The sequence below is a fragment of the Cellulophaga sp. BC115SP genome, from assembly GCF_009905545.1.
Taxonomy (GTDB): Bacteria; Bacteroidota; Bacteroidia; order Cytophagales; family Spirosomataceae; genus Flectobacillus; species Flectobacillus rivi.
On the sequence record NZ_JAAALB010000051.1, the window covers coordinates 12623 to 33858 of the forward strand.

17 protein-coding genes are annotated in these 21236 nt (G+C 37.0%); 6 read left to right on the forward strand and 11 right to left on the reverse strand.

The genetic code is table 11. From position 1 onward, the window contains the following. The first annotated feature begins 64 nt into the window (after positions 1-64). Complete coding sequence (locus GVN22_RS23375) at positions 65-2440, forward strand: ChbG/HpnK family deacetylase (RefSeq protein ID WP_166553434.1); 2376 nt, start codon at positions 65-67, stop codon at positions 2438-2440. 202 nt (positions 2441-2642) lie between these two features. On the opposite strand, the gene rpoN is transcribed toward GVN22_RS23375, so the two are convergent. Next, positions 2643-4049, reverse strand: coding sequence for an RNA polymerase factor sigma-54 (rpoN, locus tag GVN22_RS23380; protein WP_166553435.1), 1407 nt, complete (start codon positions 4047-4049; stop codon positions 2643-2645). 239 nt (positions 4050-4288) lie between these two features. Between rpoN and GVN22_RS23385 the strand changes: the two genes are divergently transcribed. Continuing rightward, complete coding sequence (locus tag GVN22_RS23385) at positions 4289-5689, forward strand: ATP-binding protein (RefSeq protein ID WP_166553436.1); 1401 nt, start codon at positions 4289-4291, stop codon at positions 5687-5689. Then, positions 5686-6120 (forward strand): response regulator, encoded by a 435-nt coding sequence (locus tag GVN22_RS23390; protein ID WP_166553437.1) that lies wholly within the window; start codon positions 5686-5688, stop codon positions 6118-6120. The genes GVN22_RS23385 and GVN22_RS23390 overlap by 4 nt, the downstream gene beginning before the upstream one ends. A gap of 88 nt (positions 6121-6208) precedes the next feature. Here GVN22_RS23390 and GVN22_RS23395 read toward each other — a convergent pair whose 3' ends face one another. Next, on the reverse strand, positions 6209-6409 hold the full coding sequence (locus GVN22_RS23395) for a YtxH domain-containing protein (protein WP_095163449.1): 201 nt from the start codon (positions 6407-6409) through the stop codon (positions 6209-6211). Between the two features lie 255 nt (positions 6410-6664). Between GVN22_RS23395 and GVN22_RS23400 the strand changes: the two genes are divergently transcribed. Beyond that, the gene (locus tag GVN22_RS23400) at positions 6665-7051 is read left to right on the forward strand and encodes a response regulator (protein ID WP_166553438.1); all 387 of its coding nucleotides are present in this window, start codon (positions 6665-6667) and stop codon (positions 7049-7051) included. A gap of 653 nt (positions 7052-7704) precedes the next feature. Here GVN22_RS23400 and GVN22_RS23405 read toward each other — a convergent pair. From GVN22_RS23405 to GVN22_RS23440, 8 genes are all read right to left on the reverse strand, one after another. After that, positions 7705-8205, reverse strand: a complete 501-nt coding sequence (locus tag GVN22_RS23405) for a Spy/CpxP family protein refolding chaperone (protein ID WP_205691017.1) — start codon at positions 8203-8205, stop codon at positions 7705-7707. Between the two features lie 57 nt (positions 8206-8262). After that, positions 8263-8715, reverse strand: a complete 453-nt coding sequence (locus GVN22_RS23410) for a hypothetical protein (protein ID WP_166553439.1) — start codon at positions 8713-8715, stop codon at positions 8263-8265. 185 nt (positions 8716-8900) lie between these two features. After that, on the reverse strand, positions 8901-9446 hold the full coding sequence (locus GVN22_RS23415) for an RNA polymerase sigma factor (RefSeq protein ID WP_166553440.1): 546 nt from the start codon (positions 9444-9446) through the stop codon (positions 8901-8903). A 152-nt stretch (positions 9447-9598) separates the two neighbouring features. After that, on the reverse strand, positions 9599-10558 hold the full coding sequence (locus tag GVN22_RS23420; RefSeq protein WP_095163453.1) for a transketolase family protein: 960 nt from the start codon (positions 10556-10558) through the stop codon (positions 9599-9601). A gap of 111 nt (positions 10559-10669) precedes the next feature. Continuing rightward, positions 10670-11530 (reverse strand): transketolase, encoded by an 861-nt coding sequence (locus GVN22_RS23425; RefSeq protein ID WP_370520473.1) that lies wholly within the window; start codon positions 11528-11530, stop codon positions 10670-10672. 40 nt (positions 11531-11570) lie between these two features. Then, entirely contained in the window at positions 11571-12023 is a 453-nt protein-coding gene (gene bcp / locus GVN22_RS23430) for a thioredoxin-dependent thiol peroxidase (RefSeq protein ID WP_166553442.1), read from the reverse strand. Positions 12024-12203: 180 nt separating this feature from the next. After that, the gene (locus GVN22_RS28245; RefSeq protein WP_166553443.1) at positions 12204-14078 is read right to left on the reverse strand and encodes a M23 family metallopeptidase; all 1875 of its coding nucleotides are present in this window, start codon (positions 14076-14078) and stop codon (positions 12204-12206) included. A 220-nt stretch (positions 14079-14298) separates the two neighbouring features. Beyond that, the gene (locus tag GVN22_RS23440; protein ID WP_166553444.1) at positions 14299-14910 is read right to left on the reverse strand and encodes a fumarylacetoacetate hydrolase family protein; all 612 of its coding nucleotides are present in this window, start codon (positions 14908-14910) and stop codon (positions 14299-14301) included. Positions 14911-15226: 316 nt separating this feature from the next. Between GVN22_RS23440 and GVN22_RS23445 the strand changes: the two genes are divergently transcribed. Continuing rightward, positions 15227-16078 carry a M48 family metallopeptidase gene (locus tag GVN22_RS23445; RefSeq protein ID WP_166553445.1) on the forward strand — a complete coding sequence of 284 codons (852 nt, stop codon included), beginning with the start codon at positions 15227-15229 and terminating at the stop codon, positions 16076-16078. Between the two features lie 308 nt (positions 16079-16386). On the opposite strand, the gene sucC is transcribed toward GVN22_RS23445, so the two are convergent. Further along, on the reverse strand, positions 16387-17586 hold the full coding sequence (gene sucC, locus GVN22_RS23450; RefSeq protein WP_166553446.1) for an ADP-forming succinate--CoA ligase subunit beta: 1200 nt from the start codon (positions 17584-17586) through the stop codon (positions 16387-16389). A gap of 541 nt (positions 17587-18127) precedes the next feature. Between sucC and GVN22_RS23455 the strand changes: the two genes are divergently transcribed. Next, complete coding sequence (locus GVN22_RS23455; RefSeq protein WP_166553447.1) at positions 18128-21229, forward strand: TonB-dependent receptor; 3102 nt, start codon at positions 18128-18130, stop codon at positions 21227-21229. Positions 21230-21236: the final 7 nt, after the last annotated feature.

Genomic DNA, 21236 nt, shown 5'->3' on the forward strand with positions numbered 1-21236 from the left:
TTGATAAATTTGCTAAAAGCTTCAGGCTTTTTTATTATCCAAACAAATACTAATTATAAATCTTATGTTTAACTATGTATTACCCAGAGGCTTAAAGGTTTTAGCTTTAAGTCTTTTGAGCATTAATTTACTTTTTGCTCAGACCAATCGCTCGTTACCTCGAAGCACTCCCGAAGCCGAAGGCGTTTCTTCCGAAGCCATCAATCAATTTATCGAAGCAGCTAGCAAAAGCAAACATGAGTTTCATAGCTTCATGTTATTGCGCCATGGTAAAGTGATTTCAGAGGCTTGGTGGGCTCCATATCGTTCGGATTTGAAACATACCATGTATTCGGTTAGTAAAAGTTTTACAGCGACTGCTGTAGGATTTGCAGTAAGTGAAAAAAAGCTTTCTGTGAATGACCCTGTAATTTCATTTTTCCCAGAAGAAACACCTGCTCAACCTTCCGAGTTTTTAAAACAATTGAAGGTTAAAGATTTGCTTTCGATGAGTGTAGGGCACAAAACTGACCCGACTTTTGAAATTGCGAGCAAGAATGAAAATTGGATAAAAGCTTTTTTGAATACACAAATTGTCAACGAGCCAGGTACTAAGTTTTTATATAACTCGGCAGCAACTTATATGCTATCGGCGATTGTTCAGAAAGTTACGGGTCAAAAGATTTTGGACTATTTAAAACCACGTTTGTTTGAACCACTGGGCGTAGAAGGAATCGATTGGGAGGTAGACCCACAAGGTATCAATGTAGGTGGTTGGGGTTTGCGTTTAAAGACGGAGGATATGGCCAAATTTGGGCAACTATTCCTCCAAAAAGGTGTTTGGAATGGCAAACAAATCTTGCCAAAAGCTTGGGTTGAGGAGGCTTCTACCATGAAAATCATGCAAGATCCTTCAGCACCGCAGGATAAAAAAGATGCGAGCGATTGGTTACAGGGATATTGCTATCAAATGTGGCGTTGTCGAAACAATGCCTTTAGAGGTGATGGTGCCAATGGACAATTTATCATTGTTATGCCAGAACAAGATGCCGTTGTAATTATCACAGCTGAAGCGCCAGATATGCAATCTGAAATTAATTTGGTTTGGGAATATCTTTTACCAGTACTCAAAACGCAAAAAGTACCTACCAATAAAGCTGCTTATGCAAAGTTGAAAAATACGATTCAAAGCCTCAGTTTACCAATTTCACAGCAACAGGTCAACTCTACGATTCAGGCGAATATTCAGGGAAAAACCTTTGCAATTACCGCTGGCGATGTAAGCTTTAAAAACATCAAATTTGATTTTCAGGATGGTACTTGTGCTGTAAAAATAGGAACAGATACAGTAGCTCATGAACTAAAGTTTGGTTCAGGTAAATGGATTTTTGACCAAACTACTAAGCGGGGTCCTTATTTGGTGGCTGGCGCAAAAGCTAACCGAACAGGTTTGCCTGCTTTTAAGATTGCAGGAAGCTATACTTGGCAAGACAATAATACCTTAATCCTCACTTTGCGCTATATCGAAAGTCCACATACCGAAACCATTGTTTGCAAGTTTGATGGCGATAAGGTATCAGTTGATTTTCAGAATATTTTTAATCAGAATACAAAGCGAACACTATTCAAAGGTATTCAGACGGTTTCTCGTACAAATGCTCCCAAATTAATCATTCGTGGCGACGATATGGGATATTCACATTCAGGAAATGATGCTTTGATTCAATCATATCGTAACGGTATCGAAACTTCTATTGAGGTGATTGTGCCATCGCCTTGGTTTCCTGAAGCAGTAAAATTGTTGAAGGATAATCCAAATATTGATGTCGGTTTACACTTTGCTATTACTAGCGAGTGGGATAATGTAAAATGGCGACCGCTCACGGATTGTCCTAGTCTCAAAAATGCCGATGGTTATTTTTATCCCATGCTTTTTCATAACAAAAATTACCCTAAACAAGCGGTAATGGATCAAGATTGGAAAGTGGAGGATATTGAGAAAGAGCTTCATGCTCAAATCAAAATGGCTTTGAAGTATATCCCAAGACTGAGTCATGTTTCAGGACACATGTTTAGTTTGGGTTTTGCTCCAGAGGTAAAAGAAATGGCAAAACGAGTATCCAAACAATATAATTTGCCTATGGTTGATACAGATGGGACGCAGGATTATAAGATAAATTATACAGGTTTTGATGCAAGAGGCTTGAATACACAACAAAAAATAAAGGCATTTATCGAAATGTTTGACAAACTCGAAGATGGAAAAACGTATGTATTTGTAGAGCACCCAGGACTAGATAATCATGAATTACGCGCTATTTCGCACATTGGTTACGAAGACGTAGCCGAAGGACGTCAGGACGTAACGACTATTTTTACTAGCGAAGAAGTACGAGAAGCAGTTGTAAAAAAAGGAATAGATCTTGTGAGCTATAAGGAAGTATTACAAAAATTGAAATAGAATTTAAGTTGTGTGCTTTAGGCACCAGGCAAAAGTCACTAGGCAAAGAGTTTTAAAATGTTTTTAACAACTAAAGACATACTTTTTCCCAAAGCCTAAAGCACAAATTAAATTCTATTTTGCGTACTAACCTACACTTCCGAAATCCAACATCCGATATCCGAAAGAACCTTTTTTAAAATCCTTCATATAATCCTAATTCTCATAATATTTTCCGTAACTGAGCGGGTAATATACCTAATTGTTCTCTGTATTTGGCGACTGTTCTTCGGGCAGTTGGAAAACCTTTTTCTTTCAATATATCCGTTATTTGCGAATCGCTGAGAGGAACTTTAGCGTTTTCGCTCGTAACTATTTCTTTTATCACCTGTTGAATAGATTTGTTGGATACCCAATTGCCATCCTCTTTTTGTGTAGCTTCCGAAAATAAATCCTTTAAATGTATTAACCCGAAAGGAGTTTGCGCATACTTTCCACTTGTAACCCTCGAAACGGTTGCAATATCCATATCAATAATGTGAGCAACATCTTTCAAAATCATAGGCTTAAGCAACTGAACATCTCCCGATTGAAAATATTCTTTTTGTAACCTAAGAATAGTTTTAATGACTTTCTGCATCGTTTTTTCTCGTTGCTCAATTGCCTGAATAAGCCACTCAGCTTGGGTAACCTTTTGCTGAATAAAAGAAGAAGCATTTTTAGAAAATTGCTGTTTAAGATTGTTAGCAACAGGCTCATTAATTTTGATTTTTGGGAGCGAACTAGAATTCAAACTTGCTTCTAACTGATTCATTCCCTGAATAATAATATAGTCGGGCACGACATACTCTTGTAAAGAATGCGTAAGAGGTTTGGCGTGAAGTGGATGCACATTTAGCGATAAAATAAGTTTCAGTACCGCCTGTAATTCTTCTTCACTCAGTGCCAACTCGCGCATGATTTTATCAAATTGCTTATTAGCAAATTCTTGAAAATATCGAGCAATTATCACTTTTGACTTTTCTGCAAGCGAAGAAAAATTGTTTTTAAGCTGGAAAAATAAATATGAGGCAGGGTTTTTGCTTGCTAAACCTTGTGGCTCTAGTTGCTGAATAAGTAGAATGGCATCATTTACTTCAGATTCTTCTACGAAGGTATTATGAGCAAAAGATATGTCGTCAGCTAAATCTTCAGGTTCGTAAGGTAAAAAGCCATGTTCGTCTAATGAATGTATGATATATCGACAAATTTCTGCTTGTTTGTGAGAAATACTTAAATGATGAATTTGCTCTAAGACTTCGTCGAGTAGAGAGGTGTCTTGTCGAAGTTGAAGCGTCTCGAAAGATGTACCAGAATTTATTTCGGTAAAACTATAGTTTGAACTACCTTCTTCGTCGATTTCGTCCCAATCTTTAAAATTGGAATTTTCCGACAATGAAGAAGCGTTTAAGACATCATCATCAAATTCATTATTAGTTTTTTCTTCTAGTTCTAACAAAGGGTTTTCGGTAAGTACCTCTTCTATTTTAGTATGAAGTTCGAGTGTAGAATATTGAAGAAAATTAAGCCATTGAATTTGTTTAGACGATATTTTAAGTTGTTGTTTGGTATTTTGTGTTAGGTTCAGCATATTTTCATGTATAACATATCAGTGTGTAATAGTTATTTCAAAGAAAGCACCGAATTTTAAAAAAATATAAAAAAAAAGTGAAATTCCGACGAATATCGGACATATAGGAATAAACCGTAAAAAAAGGCTTAGATATTGATGAAAAATCTCCGAAAGCCTGTAAGTTTGTATCACAGCTAATTTGTTATTATAGAGAAATCTCTACATTCTGTAGAAAACTTACCACATTACTTTTATTCATGTATAACTCTCTCCGAAACGTAGTCATATTATTTGCGGGAAGTATTGTGTTACTGGGTATGCTTTCTTTTTCGGCTTACCACGAGGTACGTGAATCTCTCGAATACGCAAGATCGGTGGAGCGTATGCACATAATTCAGCATGAAGCGGAGCAATTAGGCGCCACGGTCAAAGAACTTGAAAATTCGCATAAAGGGTATGTCTATAAGCATGAATCTCAATACTTAAACTTGATTTTTGCATGTAAAGAACAAATCATTAGATTGCTGACAACCTTGCAACAAAGAGTAAAAGATAATGAAAGTCAATTACTTCGCTTGGAAGCATTTAAAAGAGGTTTTCGAAGACATATTGCTATCCTAAATAGTAGTATTCGTTATGCACGTGCTGAAGAGAAAGTTGATGAGATGGCAGTCTCAAAAAGCCAAATCCAAGCCAATCAAATGCTGCGTGATTTGAGTAGTTTCCAAAATTATCAAAAGCAATTGTTGTCGGTTCGTGGTATGCAAAAAGACCAAACTGACAATCAAATGAGTCGCAAAATGTTCTTATTTGCGTTATTTACAGTGATTTTGCTGTTGGTTAGCTTTGGATTAATCTTTTCGGAACTACGCAAACGTATTACTTTTCAAGATGAATTAGAACGAAAAATTGAAGAACTCAAACGCTCCAATTCTGAATTAGAACAGTTTGCTTACGTGGCATCACATGATATGCAGGAGCCCTTGCGTAAAATCAGGGCATTTAGTGATATGTTATTGATAAGACAAAGAGCAGTATTGAATGAGGATGGTAAATCTACGCTTCAAAAAATTGCCAAAAGCTCTGAGCGATTACAAAACCTAATAAATGATTTGTTAGCCTTTTCGAGGTTGGTCAACAAAAATGCACAAAATGTAGAAACAGTATCCTTAGATGTGCTACTATCTGACGTGCTCAAGGATCTTTCTATATTGACTATCGAAAAAAATGCTATTATCGAATACGATCATTTACCAACTATTTCAGGAGTAAATTTTCAACTACATCAACTATTTTTGAATCTGATTAGCAATGCGCTAAAGTTTAGTAAAAACGGGATTGCACCTCATATTACTATCCGTTATAGATTATTGCTGGGAAGCAAAATATTTAATATTCCAGAAGTTAAACCATTTTTAACCTATCATGAAATAACCATCTCAGACAATGGGATTGGTTTTGAACAAGAGTACGCCGACAAAATCTTTATGATTTTTCAACGATTACATGCCAAAAGTCAGTTTGAAGGTACTGGAATTGGTCTAGCAGTTTGTAAACGTGTTGTGACCAATCATAACGGATATATCAAAGCCGAATCTGTTCCAAATCATGGTGCAACATTTACTATATATTTGCCAAATAACCGCAACGAAGAATGAAACACTTACCAATCTTAATTGCCGATGATGACGAAGATGATAGATTTTTGATTAAAGCAGCATTTGAGGAGTGCGGTTCTACGATTCCATTATTTTTTGTACAAGATGGATTAGAACTCATGCAATATTTGAATAATGAAAACGCTTATGCCGATGCCAATGTGTATAAGCAGCCTTCGTTGATTCTTTTGGATTTGAATATGCCTAAGAAGGATGGAAGAGAAATTATTCAAGAAATGCGCTCCAATAGCAATTTTAAGGCGATTCCAATTGTAGTCTTGAGTACTTCCAATGCACCTAGCGATATTAAAACTTGCTATGAATTAGGAGCGAATAGTTTTATTACAAAACCATCCTCTTTTGAAGGACTGCTCGAAATTATTAAAAATCTACAACAATTCTGGTTTGTAACTGCTTCATTACCGCAATAAAAATTAAAGGCTCGCAATTTTATTGCGAGCCTTTAATTTTAAGATTCTTGAGTAAGGATAAGACAATCAAATCTATCACTCTATTTAACTATGCTTTGTTGGTTACTTCCTGCAACTTGGCTTTGCCAGTCTTCAATGTTGAAAGCAAATCATCTGTAAGATTGCCAGTTCCATCCTTGATTTTTTTACGCAAGTCTTTTCCTTTTTCTGGTGCTAAGAGCATACCAACCACTGCTCCAGCTGCTGCTGCTGCGAACAAGCTCAATGCGATTTTCGTGTTTTTTGTCATGGTACAAAGGATTTATAAGTTGGAGACGTTTTTGTTTTATATACTTTAAACGCACACAATATCTTAAATGTTACCGAATAGAGCTTAAAATTGACTTAAAATTTGAGTAAGCGGTTAGACATGGAGCTTGGCATGATTTTTTTCTTAACTATATAGATTGAGAAAGCGTTTAGAGATATAAACATCCTAACTGATCTCTCAATTGAATTGCCAAGTTAAACCCATTATTATCCTTTATAACCTTATTGCTTTTGCATGTTGACAACAACTGATGTTCTAGAGTCAGAAAACTCAGGTAATTTGAAGCCTTTTGCCCTGATTGTGGATGATGAAGTAGATACTTGTTTACTCATCAAACTTTTTTTACATAAAAAAGGAATTGAAGCCTTTCAGGCTCATTCTTTAAGCGAAGGTATTTCTAAAATAATCGACCTGTCGCCTAAATGGGTATTTCTTGATAATAATTTACCCGATGGACATGGTATCGATAAAATACACGACATAAAACGGATTTCTCCTGAAACTCAGATTGTGATGATTACAGCTTTGGGGAAAATTAAAGATATGGCCTTTAGTTTAGGTGTCGACAAATTTATTGAAAAACCTTTATCATTTGCCTCAATTGAATGCGCTATCAATTAGAATGTCTATAAAAAGCAAGGAGAGCCTAATCATTAGACTCTCCTTTTTCATTAAAGTAAGGATTACAAATACAATGAATGTATTGACAAAATTATGCCACTTTATGGTTTTAGAGTTAATGGTCTGTTTTATAGGTTATTGTGCATCCGAAGATGTTGTGTGATACACTTGATGTGAGAAAATTTCCACAAAATAGGGGAGAGAATTCTACACTTGAAGTCTTAACAAAAGTCAATAACTGTTTATGCTGTAACTAAATCCTTTTACCATAAAAGAATAGTTGTTGAGCTAAAAATAGCCGCTATTGGGCTTTATTACATAGTTGAGGGTTAAATTTGCATCATTGTTTCAAAAATCTTACTTTGTTCCGCCCTTCTAAAGTAAGAGTATATAGCCAATCTTTTTCCCTAGCATACTTGATAACTTTGCTTTATTAGCATAGTTTAAGTTTTTCAAAATATTCATTTTCAATGTTGTTTTCGCATGTATATTTCCGTGCGTATATAGATAACAATGCCCCTTCTACTTGTGAAACACATTGTAATCTGAATGGACGGCTTCGCTTTTGTGAAGCCGTTTCCATTAAAAAAGCCCTAGAACAAGATGCTCAAGGGCTTTTTTAATATACAACGATTCAATGAATAGCTTTGCTATTATCTGTTTTTAAAATGCTCACGCTTTCCTCCACGGTCACCTTGCTCACGAGGGTCACCTTCTCCGCCTCTCAATCGTTTCATCAACATTTGATTGAAAAGTTGTTCTGTCTTGTACAATTCTGATACTTGACGAACATTCAAAACTTTTAAGAATTTGCTTTGATATTCTTTTTCTAAGTCAACTTCTTTTTGTCTAAGATTAAGAATTTCCTTCAAGTTGGCTGCAATTTTATCATCGCTAGTTGTCAAACTGCGTGACTCAGCGGTAATTTGGCGAACATTTTTACGAATTTCACCTCTTTTGGTATCATAATCATTAAAAATTGGCCAGAACGCTTTTGCTTGTTCTTCTGTCAAATTCAATCGATTGGTAATAAGTCCAAGGCGAGCGGCTTTTATTTTTTCTCTACCACCACGTTGTTGCGGATCGTCTTGTGCAGTTGCAGCAAAGCTCACGGCGAAACCTAATAATGCGATTAAAACAAATAACTTTTTCATGTTTTTGGTAAGTTTTAAATAATCTATTTGTTGTTTAGATACAGCAACACCAAAGACTTAAATATCCTCGACAACATCTTGCGTGTCGATACTTTGAATAATGTCTTGAGATGATAATTTTAATTCATCTAACACCTCAGAATCTTCGATATTGGTAGAAGCACTAACCTCTGTTTCGTCGATGTGCTCGATATAATCAGCTTGATGAATGTTTTGATGAACTAAATAGCCTTCGATGTCCTCTGTTTTCACACCAGAGAGAGATTCTTCACCAATTGAGTCTTGACGAGGCATTAACGTAAAATACCCCAATATCGCTACGAGTGTACAAGCAGCTAGGCTTGCCCAAGTGCGTCTTGCCGACCATGTTACCAAGGGAACCGTTTGGGTTTTGGCAGAAGTTCGCGCTTGAATTCGCATAGGCAAATCCTCAAAGTACCCATCAGGAACTTGAAATACAGTTTCTTTAGGGAGTTTATCAAGATCAAATTTATTGGATGAATATTCCATGGCATTAAATTTAGTAAAGGATAAATATCGAGGCCTCAATATTGTTCTTACTATTTTGGTTCTTTGACAGGCCAAATTTTGTAAGGTTTAATACAGGATAAAAAATGTTTGAAAATTAGTTTACGAAAATACAGGATGGTTTACAATTTCTCATGAATCGTCAATATTTCAAAGAATACGAAGTGCTAGTTGTCATGTTCCTCAAAATACAATTCAATTTTTTTTACAGCCAAATGATAAGAAGCCTTGAGCGCCCCCACAGACGTGCCTGTAATATCGGCGATATCTTCATATTTCATATCATCGAAATATTTCATGTTGAAAACCAAACGCTGTTTGTCTGGAAGAGTGAGTAGTGCTTTCTGTAATTTAAGTTGAATCTGTTCGCCCGATACCAAATCGGCTGACTCTATCTTGTTAGAAAGTTCTTCGGTAATATCGTTGATAGGAAGAAAGAAGCGACGTTTTTTCTTGGCCAAAAAATTCAAACATTCGTTGGTAGCAATGCGATAAAGCCAAGTGTAGAGTTGTGATTCGCCTTTGAAGTTTTCGAGGCCACGCCAAGCCTTAATGAAGGTTTCTTGTGTAAGGTCATCGGCATCGTCATGGTCAATAACCATTTTTCGGATATGCCAATATACCTTTTGTTGGTATTTGCGTACCAACAAATTGAAAGCATAATTTCGAGAGTCTGGGTGGTTAAATTTTTCGATTAACTCGTGATCGTTCATATAATTCTCTCAATGTTTAGAAAGTCGATAAGAAGAAGTCTATCAACTAACGAAAACGTAAACAATTTCTTTCAAAAAGAAACTATCTTCATTGGGTTAACAACTAAGATAGTCTCTTTATGAAAGATAAAAAAGAGAATTATCTCAGAATATTAAGCATTTTTGCGTTCGATAGCTTTGAGTGCTTTTTCGACGATGCTAGCAGCATTTAAGCCGTATTTTTCCATCAATTGTGCAGGAGTACCAGACTCACCGAATGAGTCGTTCACACCTACATATTCAAGAGGTACATAGTGATGTTGTACTAACACTTGAGCAATTGAATCGCCCAAGCCACCATTTACCTGATGTTCTTCAGCCGAAACTGCACAACCTGTCTTTTTAACAGAGGCTAAGACAGCTTCAACATCCAAAGGTTTAATGGTGTGAATATTGATAATTTCAGCATTGATACCTTTTTCAGCTAAAATTTCACCAGCTTGGATAGCTTCCCAAACTAAGTGACCTGTAGCAAATATACTCACATCAGTACCTTCATTTACCATCCAAGCCTTACCAATTTCGAATTTTTGGTCAGCAGGCGTAAATACTGGTACTACTGGACGACCAAAACGCAAGTAAACTGGACCTTCATATTCGGCAACAGCAATAGTTGCAGCTTTAGTTTGGTTAAAGTCACATGGGTTGATTACAGTCATGCCTGGAAGCATTTTCATCAAACCGATATCTTCCAAAATTTGGTGAGTAGCACCATCTTCACCCAACGTCAAACCTGCGTGAGAACAAGCAATTTTTACGTTTTTGTTTGAATAGGCTACTGACTGACGGATTTGGTCATAAACACGACCAGTACCGAAGTTAGCAAAAGTGGTAGCGAAAGGAATTTTACCACCGATTGTCAAACCAGCTGCAATACCTACCATGTTAGCCTCAGCGATACCTGTTTGGAAGAAGCGCTCAGGGTTTTCTTTAATAAAAGCGTCTAGTTTAAGAGAGCCAATTAAGTCAGCACAAAGTGCCACTACATTTGGGTTGGTTTGTCCCAACACCTGCATACCTGCTCCGAAACCTGAGCGAGTATCTTTTTTCTCTGTGAATGTGTATTTTTTCATTGATATATGCTTACTTAATGACGAGCATTAAGAAAAGTTCATGATTGATTTTTGAAAAATTGTGAATGTATTGAGCTACTAAAATTGGAATACAAGCCCAATATTTTACAATTAATAGTCGCCTAAAGTTTCAGGCAATTGCGCTAATGCTGCTGCCAACTGTTCGTCGTTTGGTGCAACACCATGCCATTTGTGAGAACCCATCATGAAGTCTACACCTGCACCCATTTCTGTGTACATCAATACCATGATTGGTTGACCATTTCCTGAAAGTTCACGAGCTTGGTTCAATACGCTAACTACGTCAGCCATATCATTACCTTGCATAGTGATAACTTTCCAGCCAAATGCTTCGTATTTAGCACCCAAATCACGGTTGTTCATTACTTTTTCTGTAGGACCGTCGATTTGCTGACCGTTCAAGTCAATAAATGCTACTAGGTTGTCAACTTTGTGGTGTGGAGCATACATCGCTGCTTCCCAAACTTGACCTTCATTTTGCTCACCATCACCCATCAAGCAGAATACCAAAGAATTATCGTTATTTAATTTCTTTGCTTGTGCAGCACCGATAGATACTGATAAACCTTGACCCAATGAACCTGAAGCAATACGAATACCTTCAAGATGTTCGTGAGTAGTTGGGTGACCTTGTAAACGAGAATTTAATTTACGGAATGTTGCGAGTTCTGCTACTGGAAAATACCCTGAACGAGCTAACACTGAATAAAATACTGGTGAGATGTGACCGTTCGACAAGAAGAATAAGTCTTCGCCAGTACCGTTCATATCAAATACTCTTTTACCAGATTCGTCAGATTTAAGCGTCATTTGGTCAAAATAAAGCCCTACAAGCAAATCTGTACAGCCTAATGAACCACCTGGGTGACCAGACTGGCATGCATGAACTTGTCTCACAATGTCACGTCTTACTTGTGAAGCAACTTTCTGTAATTCTGAAATTTCCATTATTGATTAGTTATAAGTTATAATGCTAAATTGAGACATACGATTATTCGGAAATCACCTGATTCGTATGGTTTTTGGTATCGACTTTACCAATGATATTTTGAATAATGCCATTTTCGTCGATAATAAAAGTAGTACGAGCTGTGCCCATATAGGTACGACCATACATCGATTTTTCCACCCAAACTCCGTAAGCTTCCACAACACTGTGATCTTCATCCGAAATAAGGGTAAATCCTAAACCGTATTTTTCGATAAACTTTTTATGAGATTTTGGACTGTCTACGCTTACTCCTAATACAACATATCCTTTAGCTTTGAGTGCATCCAAGTTGTCATTGAGGTTACAAGCCTGTGCAGTACATCCAGGGGTGCTATCTTTAGGATAAAAATAAAGGACAACTTTTTGACCTTTATAATCCGAAAGTTTTACCAAATCCCCATTTTGGTCTTTTTGTTCAAAATCTGGAGCAACTGAGCCTACTGTTAGTGACATATCTTCATGGTTTTATTCTAGTACAAATATCGGGAAATATTAGGACATAATCCGAGAAAAAAATCCCGCTACTAGTAGGTTTTTGATTAATAGAGGCTTAAGTATATGGTGTCAAAAAGACACGATTTGAATATTCCACAAATATATGAGAAAAATTTTATTTAGAACAGTGTAGAACACTTATTTTTTTCTATTTTTTTTTGTAGCCTTTACCAAAGCCTTTTTAACAACTTGTGGCGCTTTCAAGCTGTCGATAATTGCAGTATATGTTTTACTATTTCCTTGGTTATCTGTTAGCTCTAATGCTAAATTTCCTACAAAAGTCTGTGTGGAATCACTTTTGACAGACCAAATCAATGATTTTTTATACTCATAATCACACAAAACAAATTTTCCATTTACAGTCGCTCTAAAAGATTTGATACCTGATAAATTATCAGAAACATGAAATGAGAAAGCATCTTTTGTTTTGCTGACCAAGGTAGCTCTCGGAGGAATCGTATCACTTAATACCTGAAAATCTCCTAAAATATCAGTTTTGAAAGTTACCGAACCATTACGCCAAGTACCTCCTAAGTATTTTCGGTCATGATTATAAACCGCCGTTTTATCAGGTGAAATAATAGCAGTGCTCGGTCTGAAAGTAACAGTGATAGGTTTTTTCAAAGGAATTAAATCATTTGAAACTTGAATTTTATTCTTGTCTATTTTGGTATCTAGATACAAAGTGTCATACAAAGATTCTGCTGGGAAGAGAATATTGAGACCCGCAGATTGAAACGTTTTATCAATTCCAGAGAAAATAGCTTCCTGAATGCCCACCGAAAAATCAGTCGAGTCAATTCGGATTGTCCTTGGAATTCCCTTTCTCAAATCCCACAAATAGATAGCAGTGTTGTTGCGAACAAAATGAATCGGTAAAATATCGGTTTTATTAGTAGTGATAATTTCACACGTAGACGTTGGCGTTTTGAGGTTTTTGGCCTTAATAACCAAGGTGTTGTCATTTACCTGAGTGGAAACCTGCGTAGGCACATTGCTTGGAATCACGCTTGGTACAGTAGTAGAGCGAGCTTGACCTTTCAGGGTAAAGTGCATGATACTCAGGTTTTCGTTACTATCCCAAATTTTGAGGGTTACTTGATGTGTTTCTCCTTCTTTGACAAAAATTTTACCCTTATTAGCAATAGGTTTATAAACAGGCAAATTTGTATTGCCATCGTCTATAAAAAGCTTTTGCATTTTTCTACCTGTACTTTTATAAGTAGGATAATCTAAATGGATATTAATATCGTTAGAATGTGCATCTGGAAATTGTTCTAAATGAAAAAAGTAGTATTCCTGACCATCTACCATCATTTCAACACAATTCAAGCCATTGGTATGATGGGTATAATTCATGCGATCAACTGCCATCATTTCAATGCCAACCCAGCCATTAGCTAAAATTTCTCCACCAGCAATCGAAAAAGTACCATCAGCAGATTTTGCGGGGCTATATCGGTGGGTTTCAAAATCACCCATAACCCTTGCCTGTGGGTCGAGCGGTTTTACGGAAATTTCTTGAAAAGTAGGAGGAGTGTTATCGACGATTTCTGTAAAGCCAAATAGTAAAGGATTCAGAAGGTTGTTGCGACTATCACGAATCTCAAAATGCAAATGTGGCCCAGCAGAACCACCCGTATTTCCAGAATAGGCAATAAGCTGCCCTTTTTGTACAGGAAACTCATTTGGAGTAGGTTTTACCGAAATTTCGAAAGTCTGTTTTTTCAAACGCTCCTGCTTGACATAAGCAGCCATAGGTTCTGCAAAGCCTTTTAGGTGACCATAGACTGTAATAAGGCCTGTTTTAGGATGTGTTACATACATCACGTGGCCATAGCCTCGTGTTTGGATACGCATTTCTGAAATATATCCATCGTCAGAAGCATATACTGGCAAGCCTTCGCGACCTTGAGTTTTGATATCTAACCCTGCATGAAAATGATTATGACGCAAATCGCCCATGCCACCTGCCAAATAATTAAGCTTATGTGGATTGATGGGAAAAAGCATACTTCCTTTAGGGTATGGCAATACAAGTTTTTGAGAAAAAACTACATGAGATAAACTACAGAATAAAAAGAATAATACTTTCTTCAAAACACGCTATAATTAAAAGATGAATCTGTGTTGGATGAATTAACTAAAATAGGGCAGAGTGTATATATTTTGAAGCGTTGATGAAAAGAAGAAGCCAGCAGGCAAGAACCTGCTGACCAGAATATGATTTGAATTACTTGATTTCAAAATCAAGCATTTTTCTATCTTCGATATAAGCAGTAAGTCTGTCGCCGATTTTTACAGCGCCCACACCCGCAGGAGTACCAGTAAAAATAAGGTCGCCTGTTTTGAGAGTAAAATATTTTGAAATTTCGGCAATGATTTCGTCAAAATTCCAAAGCATCATGGATGTATTTCCATTTTGACGAATTTCGTTGTTTATTTCTAGACGAAAATTTAGGTTATTCATATCAGCTATTTCTGATTTAGGAAAAAATCCTGAAATAGGAGCAGAGCCATTGAAACCCTTGGCTTTTTCCCAAGGAAGACCTTTTTCTTTCAATTTAGCCTGTACATCGCGTGCAGTAAAGTCGATACCAATACCGATTTCATCATAGTATTTACTGGCAAACTTTGCCTCAATGTTTTTACCCATCTTGTTGATTTTCAAAACGATTTCAACTTCATAATGTAAATCATTTGAAAAATCAGGAATATAGAAAGGTTCATTGTCACGAAGGAGCGCAGTATCTGGTTTGATAAAAATAACGGGCTCTGAAGGACGTTCGTTCTGAAGTTCAGCAATATGTTCGGCGTAATTACGACCTATACACAAAATTTTCATAAGAAATCGTTAATAGTGAAATTGAAAGAGTTCTCTAAGTACTATTTCATCGAATATGCTCAAAAAACGATGATTATCAGTCTCATAGCGCTGAGCTAATGCTTAGATATCATCAAACAATGGACGCTTATTGGGTTAGCAAGGTTGACGAATGTTATACTTTATTACAAAACTACGTCGAAATACTAGAAAATTTAGTACCTTTTTACAACTTTTGCGTCTGAATACAAAATATGTATAGTCATACAGGCATTTTCAATTAATTTGACCTCGAAATGCCAACCGTCATTTTTTATTTATCAATTTACATATCATTATGAAACGTATCTTATTATACATTCCTCTTGTAGTAGCAGGATTAGTTTGGGCTTGTAGTAGTGTGCCTATTACTGGACGTAAGCAATTTTTGTTAGTATCCGATGACGAAATGAACTCTATGGCATTGACGAGTTACAAACAATTTTTGGACACCAACAAAGTAATTTCTCCTACTACTCAACAGGCTGCGATGGTAAAAAAGGTAGGAGATAAAATTGCTAGGGCAGCTCAGCAGTATTTTGAGCAAACTGGTAATCCTAATTATTTGCAAGGGTATCAATGGCAAACAGAGCTAGTACAAAGTAGTGAAGTAAATGCTTGGTGTATGCCAGGGGGTAAAATGGTTGTTTATACAGGTATTTTACCTGTAACACAAAATGAAGCAGGCCTGGCAGTTGTGATGGGGCATGAGGTATCACATGCTATTGCAAAACATGGTGCTGAACGTATGAGTCAAGGTATGATTGCTCAAGGACTATTAGCAGCTGGACAAGTAGGCTTAGGTATTGCGATGAAAGACAAACCTCAAGCAACTCAAAATTTGTGGAATTCAGTATTTGGAGTAGCTGCACCAGCAGGAGCACAATTGACTTTATTGGCCAATGGTCGTGGACAAGAATCAGAAGCAGATCATTTGGGATTGATTTTCATGTCAATGGCAGGGTATGATCCAAACGAAGCTGTTAGCTTTTGGGGAAGAATGGCAAAATTAGGCTCAGGTTCAAAACCTCCTAAAATTTTGTCGACCCACCCAACTGACGAACAACGTATTGCTGATATAAAAAGTATCTTGCCTGAGGCTATGAAATACTACAAGCCATCAGGTTCTGGAGGAGTACAGAGAAACTAGAGGAGTGATGAGTTTTGAATTGTGAGTGGTAAATTGTTCACTAATTCACCACTTATAATTAGTAGTGTTCGAAGGGTTTCCAGCTATTGCGGATTTGGGATTTCTGATTTCGGAAATAAAGAAAATCATCTTTGTTTTTACAAAATACATAAGGTTACAGTTCCGAAATCCAACATCCGATATCCGAAATGAATGGCTTTTATAATTGTTCGTACAGTCCTAATTCTCAATTCACCAATATCTTGAATCGTGTAAAACAAAAAAAGCTATCCCGAAGGATAGCTTTTTTATTGTGAGTATATCTAGAATTAGATAGTTCCAGCTAAAACTTTCTCTACTTTCTCAGCAGCTTCTTTCAAAACTACAGCAGAGTAAACTTTAAGACCTGACTCGTCGATGATTTTAGCACCTTCAGCAGCGTTTGTTCCTTGCAAACGAACGATGATAGGTACAGGAATATCACCAATAGCTTTGTAAGCCTCAACAACACCAGTAGCAACACGGTCACAACGAACGATACCACCAAAGATGTTAATAAGAATAGCCTTAACGTTTGGATCTTTCAAGATGATACGGAAACCAGCTTCTACTGTTTTAGCGTTTGCACCACCCCCAACATCAAGGAAGTTAGCAGGCTCGCCACCAGAAAGTTTGATGATGTCCATTGTAGCCATTGCCAAACCTGCACCATTTACCATACAACCAACGTTACCGTCAAGTTTCACATAGTTAAGGTCGTTTGCAGAAGCTTCAACTTCCAAAGGATCCTCTTCGCTAGTATCACGCAAAGCGATAAAGTCTGGATGACGGAACAAAGCGTTATCATCAAGATTCACTTTAGCATCAACTGCCAAAATTTTATTATCTGAAGTCTTCAACACAGGGTTGATTTCGAACATTGAAGAATCAGTGTTTAAATAAGCTTTGTAAAGAGCGTTGATGAATTTCACCATTTCTTTGAAAGCTTCACCAGACAAACCAAGAGCGAAAGCTACTTTACGAGCTTGGAATTGCTGAAGACCAACACGAGGATCAATCCATTCTTTGATGATTTTCTCTGGAGAGTGCTCAGCCACCTCTTCGATGTCCATACCACCTTCTGTAGAGGCCATGATTACATTGCAACCTTTAGCACGATCTAATAGAATAGAAAGGTAGTATTCTTTAATTTCAGAAGGACCTGGATAGTAAACATCTTCCGAGATCAAAACTTTGTGAACTTTTTTACCTTCTGGACCAGTCTGGTGAGTAATCAACTGCATTCCTAAGATTTGTTCTGCTTTTTCACGAACTTCTTCTAGGTTTTTAGCAAGTTTAACACCACCTCCTTTACCGCGTCCACCTGCGTGGATTTGAGCCTTCACTACGTGCCATCCGGTACCAGTTTTGGCCGTTAATTCACGGGCAGCTTCTACTGCCAGTGCTGGTGTATCAACAACGATGCCTTCTTGGATGCGAACACCGTAGCTTTTCAAAATGTCTTTAGCTTGATACTCGTGAATGTTCATTTGATATACAATTGTTTATGAAACTTTAATGTACAATGCAGGAAAAAGCTTCCTTTTGGGACAATGACCCAATAACGTCAATGATTTTGAGCCAAACAATAGGGCGCATTTCACTGTTATTGGAGAAATCGCTCGCTAAATTACTGACAAAGTTCTAAACATAGTGTTTTTCTTTGCTAAATATTTATAGTCCGATGATTATTTATGCTTAAAATAAGCTGTAACAGCTACAAAGCCAGACCTAAAAATCAAAATTATTTTTATCCTTCGGAATGAAATAATTGATTTGTTAATGATTTTTTTACAACTTGGACTCGCTAACATAATTTCGCCGATAATTATATCATTTCTCTTCCCTGAATTATCACTAATCTAAGCTGAGGCTTGCTACTATTAGTAGTTTATACTCATTTTAGGGCTATTAATTAGTGAATTTACTTTCATTTTTATTTTTACGGGTGTAAACTTGTGAGGTGCGTTGTGCTCAACGTAACCTGATTTTTCTATTTTTTTTCATTTTTTAACTAAACACATACACTTCATGAAGAAGCTTTTACTAATGAGTTTCCTGCTTGTGGTTGGTATTTTCTTTCAATCAAATGCCCAAGAACGCAAGATTACAGGAAAAGTTACATCTTCAGTTGACGGCTCTGCTTTACCAAGCGTGACAGTCCAAATAGTAGGTACTACTAAAGGTACTCAAACTGATACTCAGGGGAACTATTCGATTGTTGTACCGAGTTCAAAGTCGGTATTATCATTCCGTTTTGTAGGGTTTACGTCACAGGAAATACCTGTAGGTAGCCAAACTACCATTAACATTACTTTGAAGGAGGATACAAAAGCTCTTGAAGAAGTATTGGTAGTTGGTTATGGTACTCAGATAAAAAGAGATTTGACAGGGAATATTGCAAAGATAAAATCTACTGAAATTTCAGATATGCCTGTAACCACATTCGATCAGGCAATTCAAGGAAAGGCCGCTGGGGTTGTTGTTAATTCTGGAACAGGTAAACTTGGTCAAGGTATTCGTATCAATGTGCGTGGTCAAGGATCTATTTCTGCGAGTACTCAGCCTTTGTTCGTGATTGATGGTATTCCATTGACGACTAATAACCTTGCGCTTCAGTTTGGTTCTACTAACCCTCTTGCTGATATTAACCCTCAGGATATTGAATCAATGGAAGTATTGAAAGATGCTTCTGCTGCAGCTATCTATGGAGCTCGTGCTGCTAATGGTGTAGTCATCATCACGACCAAAAAAGGAAAATCTGGGCAAACACGTGTGAATTTTGGTTATCAGACAGGTTCTAGTAAGCCTACTAGAAAATTACAGTTTCTCAATACTGAGCAATATGTGAACTACTATAAGATGGCTGCAGGAAATTCAGATAGAATAGAAGGAATAAACCCTGCTGATGGAGATTCGTACACAGCTTATATGAATAGCTTCTTTGAGACGCAAGGTTTGGGTACATTTGGTACTGCCAACCAAGTTTCTACAAATTGGGGAGACTTGGCGTATCAAGATGCACCGATGAGTCAATATGATATGAATATTAGTTCTGGAACTGACAAAACCTCTATATATGTATCAGGTCAGTATCTTGATCAGAAAGGTATTTTGATTGGAAACGCACTAAAGCGTGCTACTGGTCGTATCAACTTGGATCATAACTTGACCAATAAGTTTAAGATGGGGGCAAGTATGTCATTGTCTCGCAGTTTAAATAATCGTTTGTCGGGCGATCGCCAATTTGATAACCCAATGCAAATGGTTGCATTACCTCCAATGACTCCGTCTACAGACCCTACCACAGGCTTGCCTACAGGTTCATTACCAGGAGATCCGTATGTTCCTTATTACTATAACCCAATGGTAAATATTGGAAACGCTTTCTACAACACAACAGTGAATAGAACTATCGGAAGTATTTATGGTCAGTTAAAGATTTCTAAAGATTTGATATTCCGTTCAGAATATGGGGTAGACGTGCTTAACCAATTAGAAGAGCAATATTATAACTCCCTAACATTTAGAAATACAGGCGTAAATGGAGGTTTGGGACTTGCCAGAACGGTAAGAGTAGAAAACTATAATACCAACAATTTCTTATCTTATACAAAAGCCTTTGGTATTCATTCGATCGAAGCAATTGGTGGTATGTCTTTTCAAAACTCAACTGCAAAGTCACATTACATAGAAGGTCAAGACTTCCCTTCAGATTCGTATCAAACGGTTTCATCAGCAGCTAGAAAAACAGGAGGAGAGTCGTGGGAAACTTCGTTTAGTTTCGTTTCATATTTTGCTCGTGCAAACTACAAATTTAATGATAGATACATTTTTGGATTGAGTGCTCGTGTCGATGGATCTTCGCGTTTTGGTAAAAATAAACCTTATGGTTTGTTTCCAGCGGTATCTGCAGGTTGGGTAATTTCTGAAGAAGAATTTTTGAAAGGAAATAAAACTGTAAGCTTTTTGAAGCTGAGATCAAGCTATGGTCGTACAGGGAATGCCGAGATTGGTACTGAAAGCTCTGTTAATGTGAGAAATTTCCCACAAAGAGGCTTATTTGCTGGTGATGCTGGTTATGGTGGTATTCCTGGTCAAAGACCAATTCAGTTGGCTAACCCAGATTTAAGTTGGGAAACTACCGACCAATTTGATGTAGGGATTGACTTTGGATTATTGGATAATAGAATTTCAGGTGAAATTGATTATTACGAGAAAAAAACTAATAACTTATTGTTAAACGTTAACGTTCCAGGCACAACAGGATTTGCAGTGCAGACTCGTAATGTTGGTAAATTAACGAACAAAGGTGTTGAGTTTGTATTGAATACAGAAAACCTAGTTGGTGCATTTAAATGGAGAACAAGCATCAATTTAGCATTCAATGCCAACAAGGTTACTGATTTACAAGGACAAATTATTGAAGGTGGTTTAAGTACAATGAGCCGTGCTGTTGAAGGTCAGCCTATAGGTACATTCTTTACTGCTGAATATGCAGGAGTTGACCCTAACAATGGTGACGCTTTATGGTATAAAAACACGAAAAATGCAGATGGAACTGTAGACCGTACAACAACAAATGTGTACAACCAAGCTCAGAGAGTCGTAGTGGGTAAAGCATTGCCAGATTGGACTGGAGGAGTTACCAACACGTTTAGTTATAAAGGGTTTGATTTGAGCGTGTTCTTTAACGGACAGTTTGGTAATGAAATCAACTTCTATGGGGTAGGTCGATTCTCATCTGCCAATGGTCGATTTGAAGACAATCAGACAGTAGATCAGTTGAATTCATGGACATCAACAAATCGTAATACGAATATTCCAGAAGCTCGTTTGTTTTATAATAATGGAGCTCAACCTTCAAGTCGTTTTATCCAAGATGGATCATTTGTGCGTTTGAGAACAATAACACTAGCATACAATTTACCTAAAACTTTGCTACAAAAAGCAAATATTAATAGTATGAGAGTATTTGTTACAGGTCAGAACCTCGCAACATTTACAAAATACACTGGTTGGGATCCAGAGGTAAATGCTGATGATATTGTGACGAACGTTGCATTAGGTTATGACTTTTACACTGCGCCTCAACCTCGAACAATTACATTTGGTGTAAATTTGGGCTTTTAATTTAAAC

Coding starts and splice junctions, on each gene's coding strand:
- GVN22_RS23440 (WP_166553444.1), bottom strand. CDS start 14,910: ATGAAAATTTTGTGTATAGGTCGTAATTACGCCGAACATATTGCTGAA.
- GVN22_RS23375 (WP_166553434.1), top strand. CDS start 65: ATGTTTAACTATGTATTACCCAGAGGCTTAAAGGTTTTAGCTTTAAGT.
- GVN22_RS23410 (WP_166553439.1), bottom strand. CDS start 8,715: ATGGAATATTCATCCAATAAATTTGATCTTGATAAACTCCCTAAAGAA.
- GVN22_RS23405 (WP_205691017.1), bottom strand. CDS start 8,205: ATGAAAAAGTTATTTGTTTTAATCGCATTATTAGGTTTCGCCGTGAGC.
- GVN22_RS23385 (WP_166553436.1), top strand. CDS start 4,289: ATGTATAACTCTCTCCGAAACGTAGTCATATTATTTGCGGGAAGTATT.
- GVN22_RS23395 (WP_095163449.1), bottom strand. CDS start 6,409: ATGACAAAAAACACGAAAATCGCATTGAGCTTGTTCGCAGCAGCAGCA.
- GVN22_RS23420 (WP_095163453.1), bottom strand. CDS start 10,558: ATGAAAAAATACACATTCACAGAGAAAAAAGATACTCGCTCAGGTTTC.
- GVN22_RS23455 (WP_166553447.1), top strand. CDS start 18,128: ATGAAGAAGCTTTTACTAATGAGTTTCCTGCTTGTGGTTGGTATTTTC.
- GVN22_RS23400 (WP_166553438.1), top strand. CDS start 6,665: ATGTTGACAACAACTGATGTTCTAGAGTCAGAAAACTCAGGTAATTTG.
- rpoN (WP_166553435.1), bottom strand. CDS start 4,049: ATGCTGAACCTAACACAAAATACCAAACAACAACTTAAAATATCGTCT.
- bcp (WP_166553442.1), bottom strand. CDS start 12,023: ATGTCACTAACAGTAGGCTCAGTTGCTCCAGATTTTGAACAAAAAGAC.
- GVN22_RS23390 (WP_166553437.1), top strand. CDS start 5,686: ATGAAACACTTACCAATCTTAATTGCCGATGATGACGAAGATGATAGA.
- GVN22_RS23415 (WP_166553440.1), bottom strand. CDS start 9,446: ATGAACGATCACGAGTTAATCGAAAAATTTAACCACCCAGACTCTCGA.
- GVN22_RS28245 (WP_166553443.1), bottom strand. CDS start 14,078: ATGCTTTTTCCCATCAATCCACATAAGCTTAATTATTTGGCAGGTGGC.
- sucC (WP_166553446.1), bottom strand. CDS start 17,586: ATGAACATTCACGAGTATCAAGCTAAAGACATTTTGAAAAGCTACGGT.
- GVN22_RS23445 (WP_166553445.1), top strand. CDS start 15,227: ATGAAACGTATCTTATTATACATTCCTCTTGTAGTAGCAGGATTAGTT.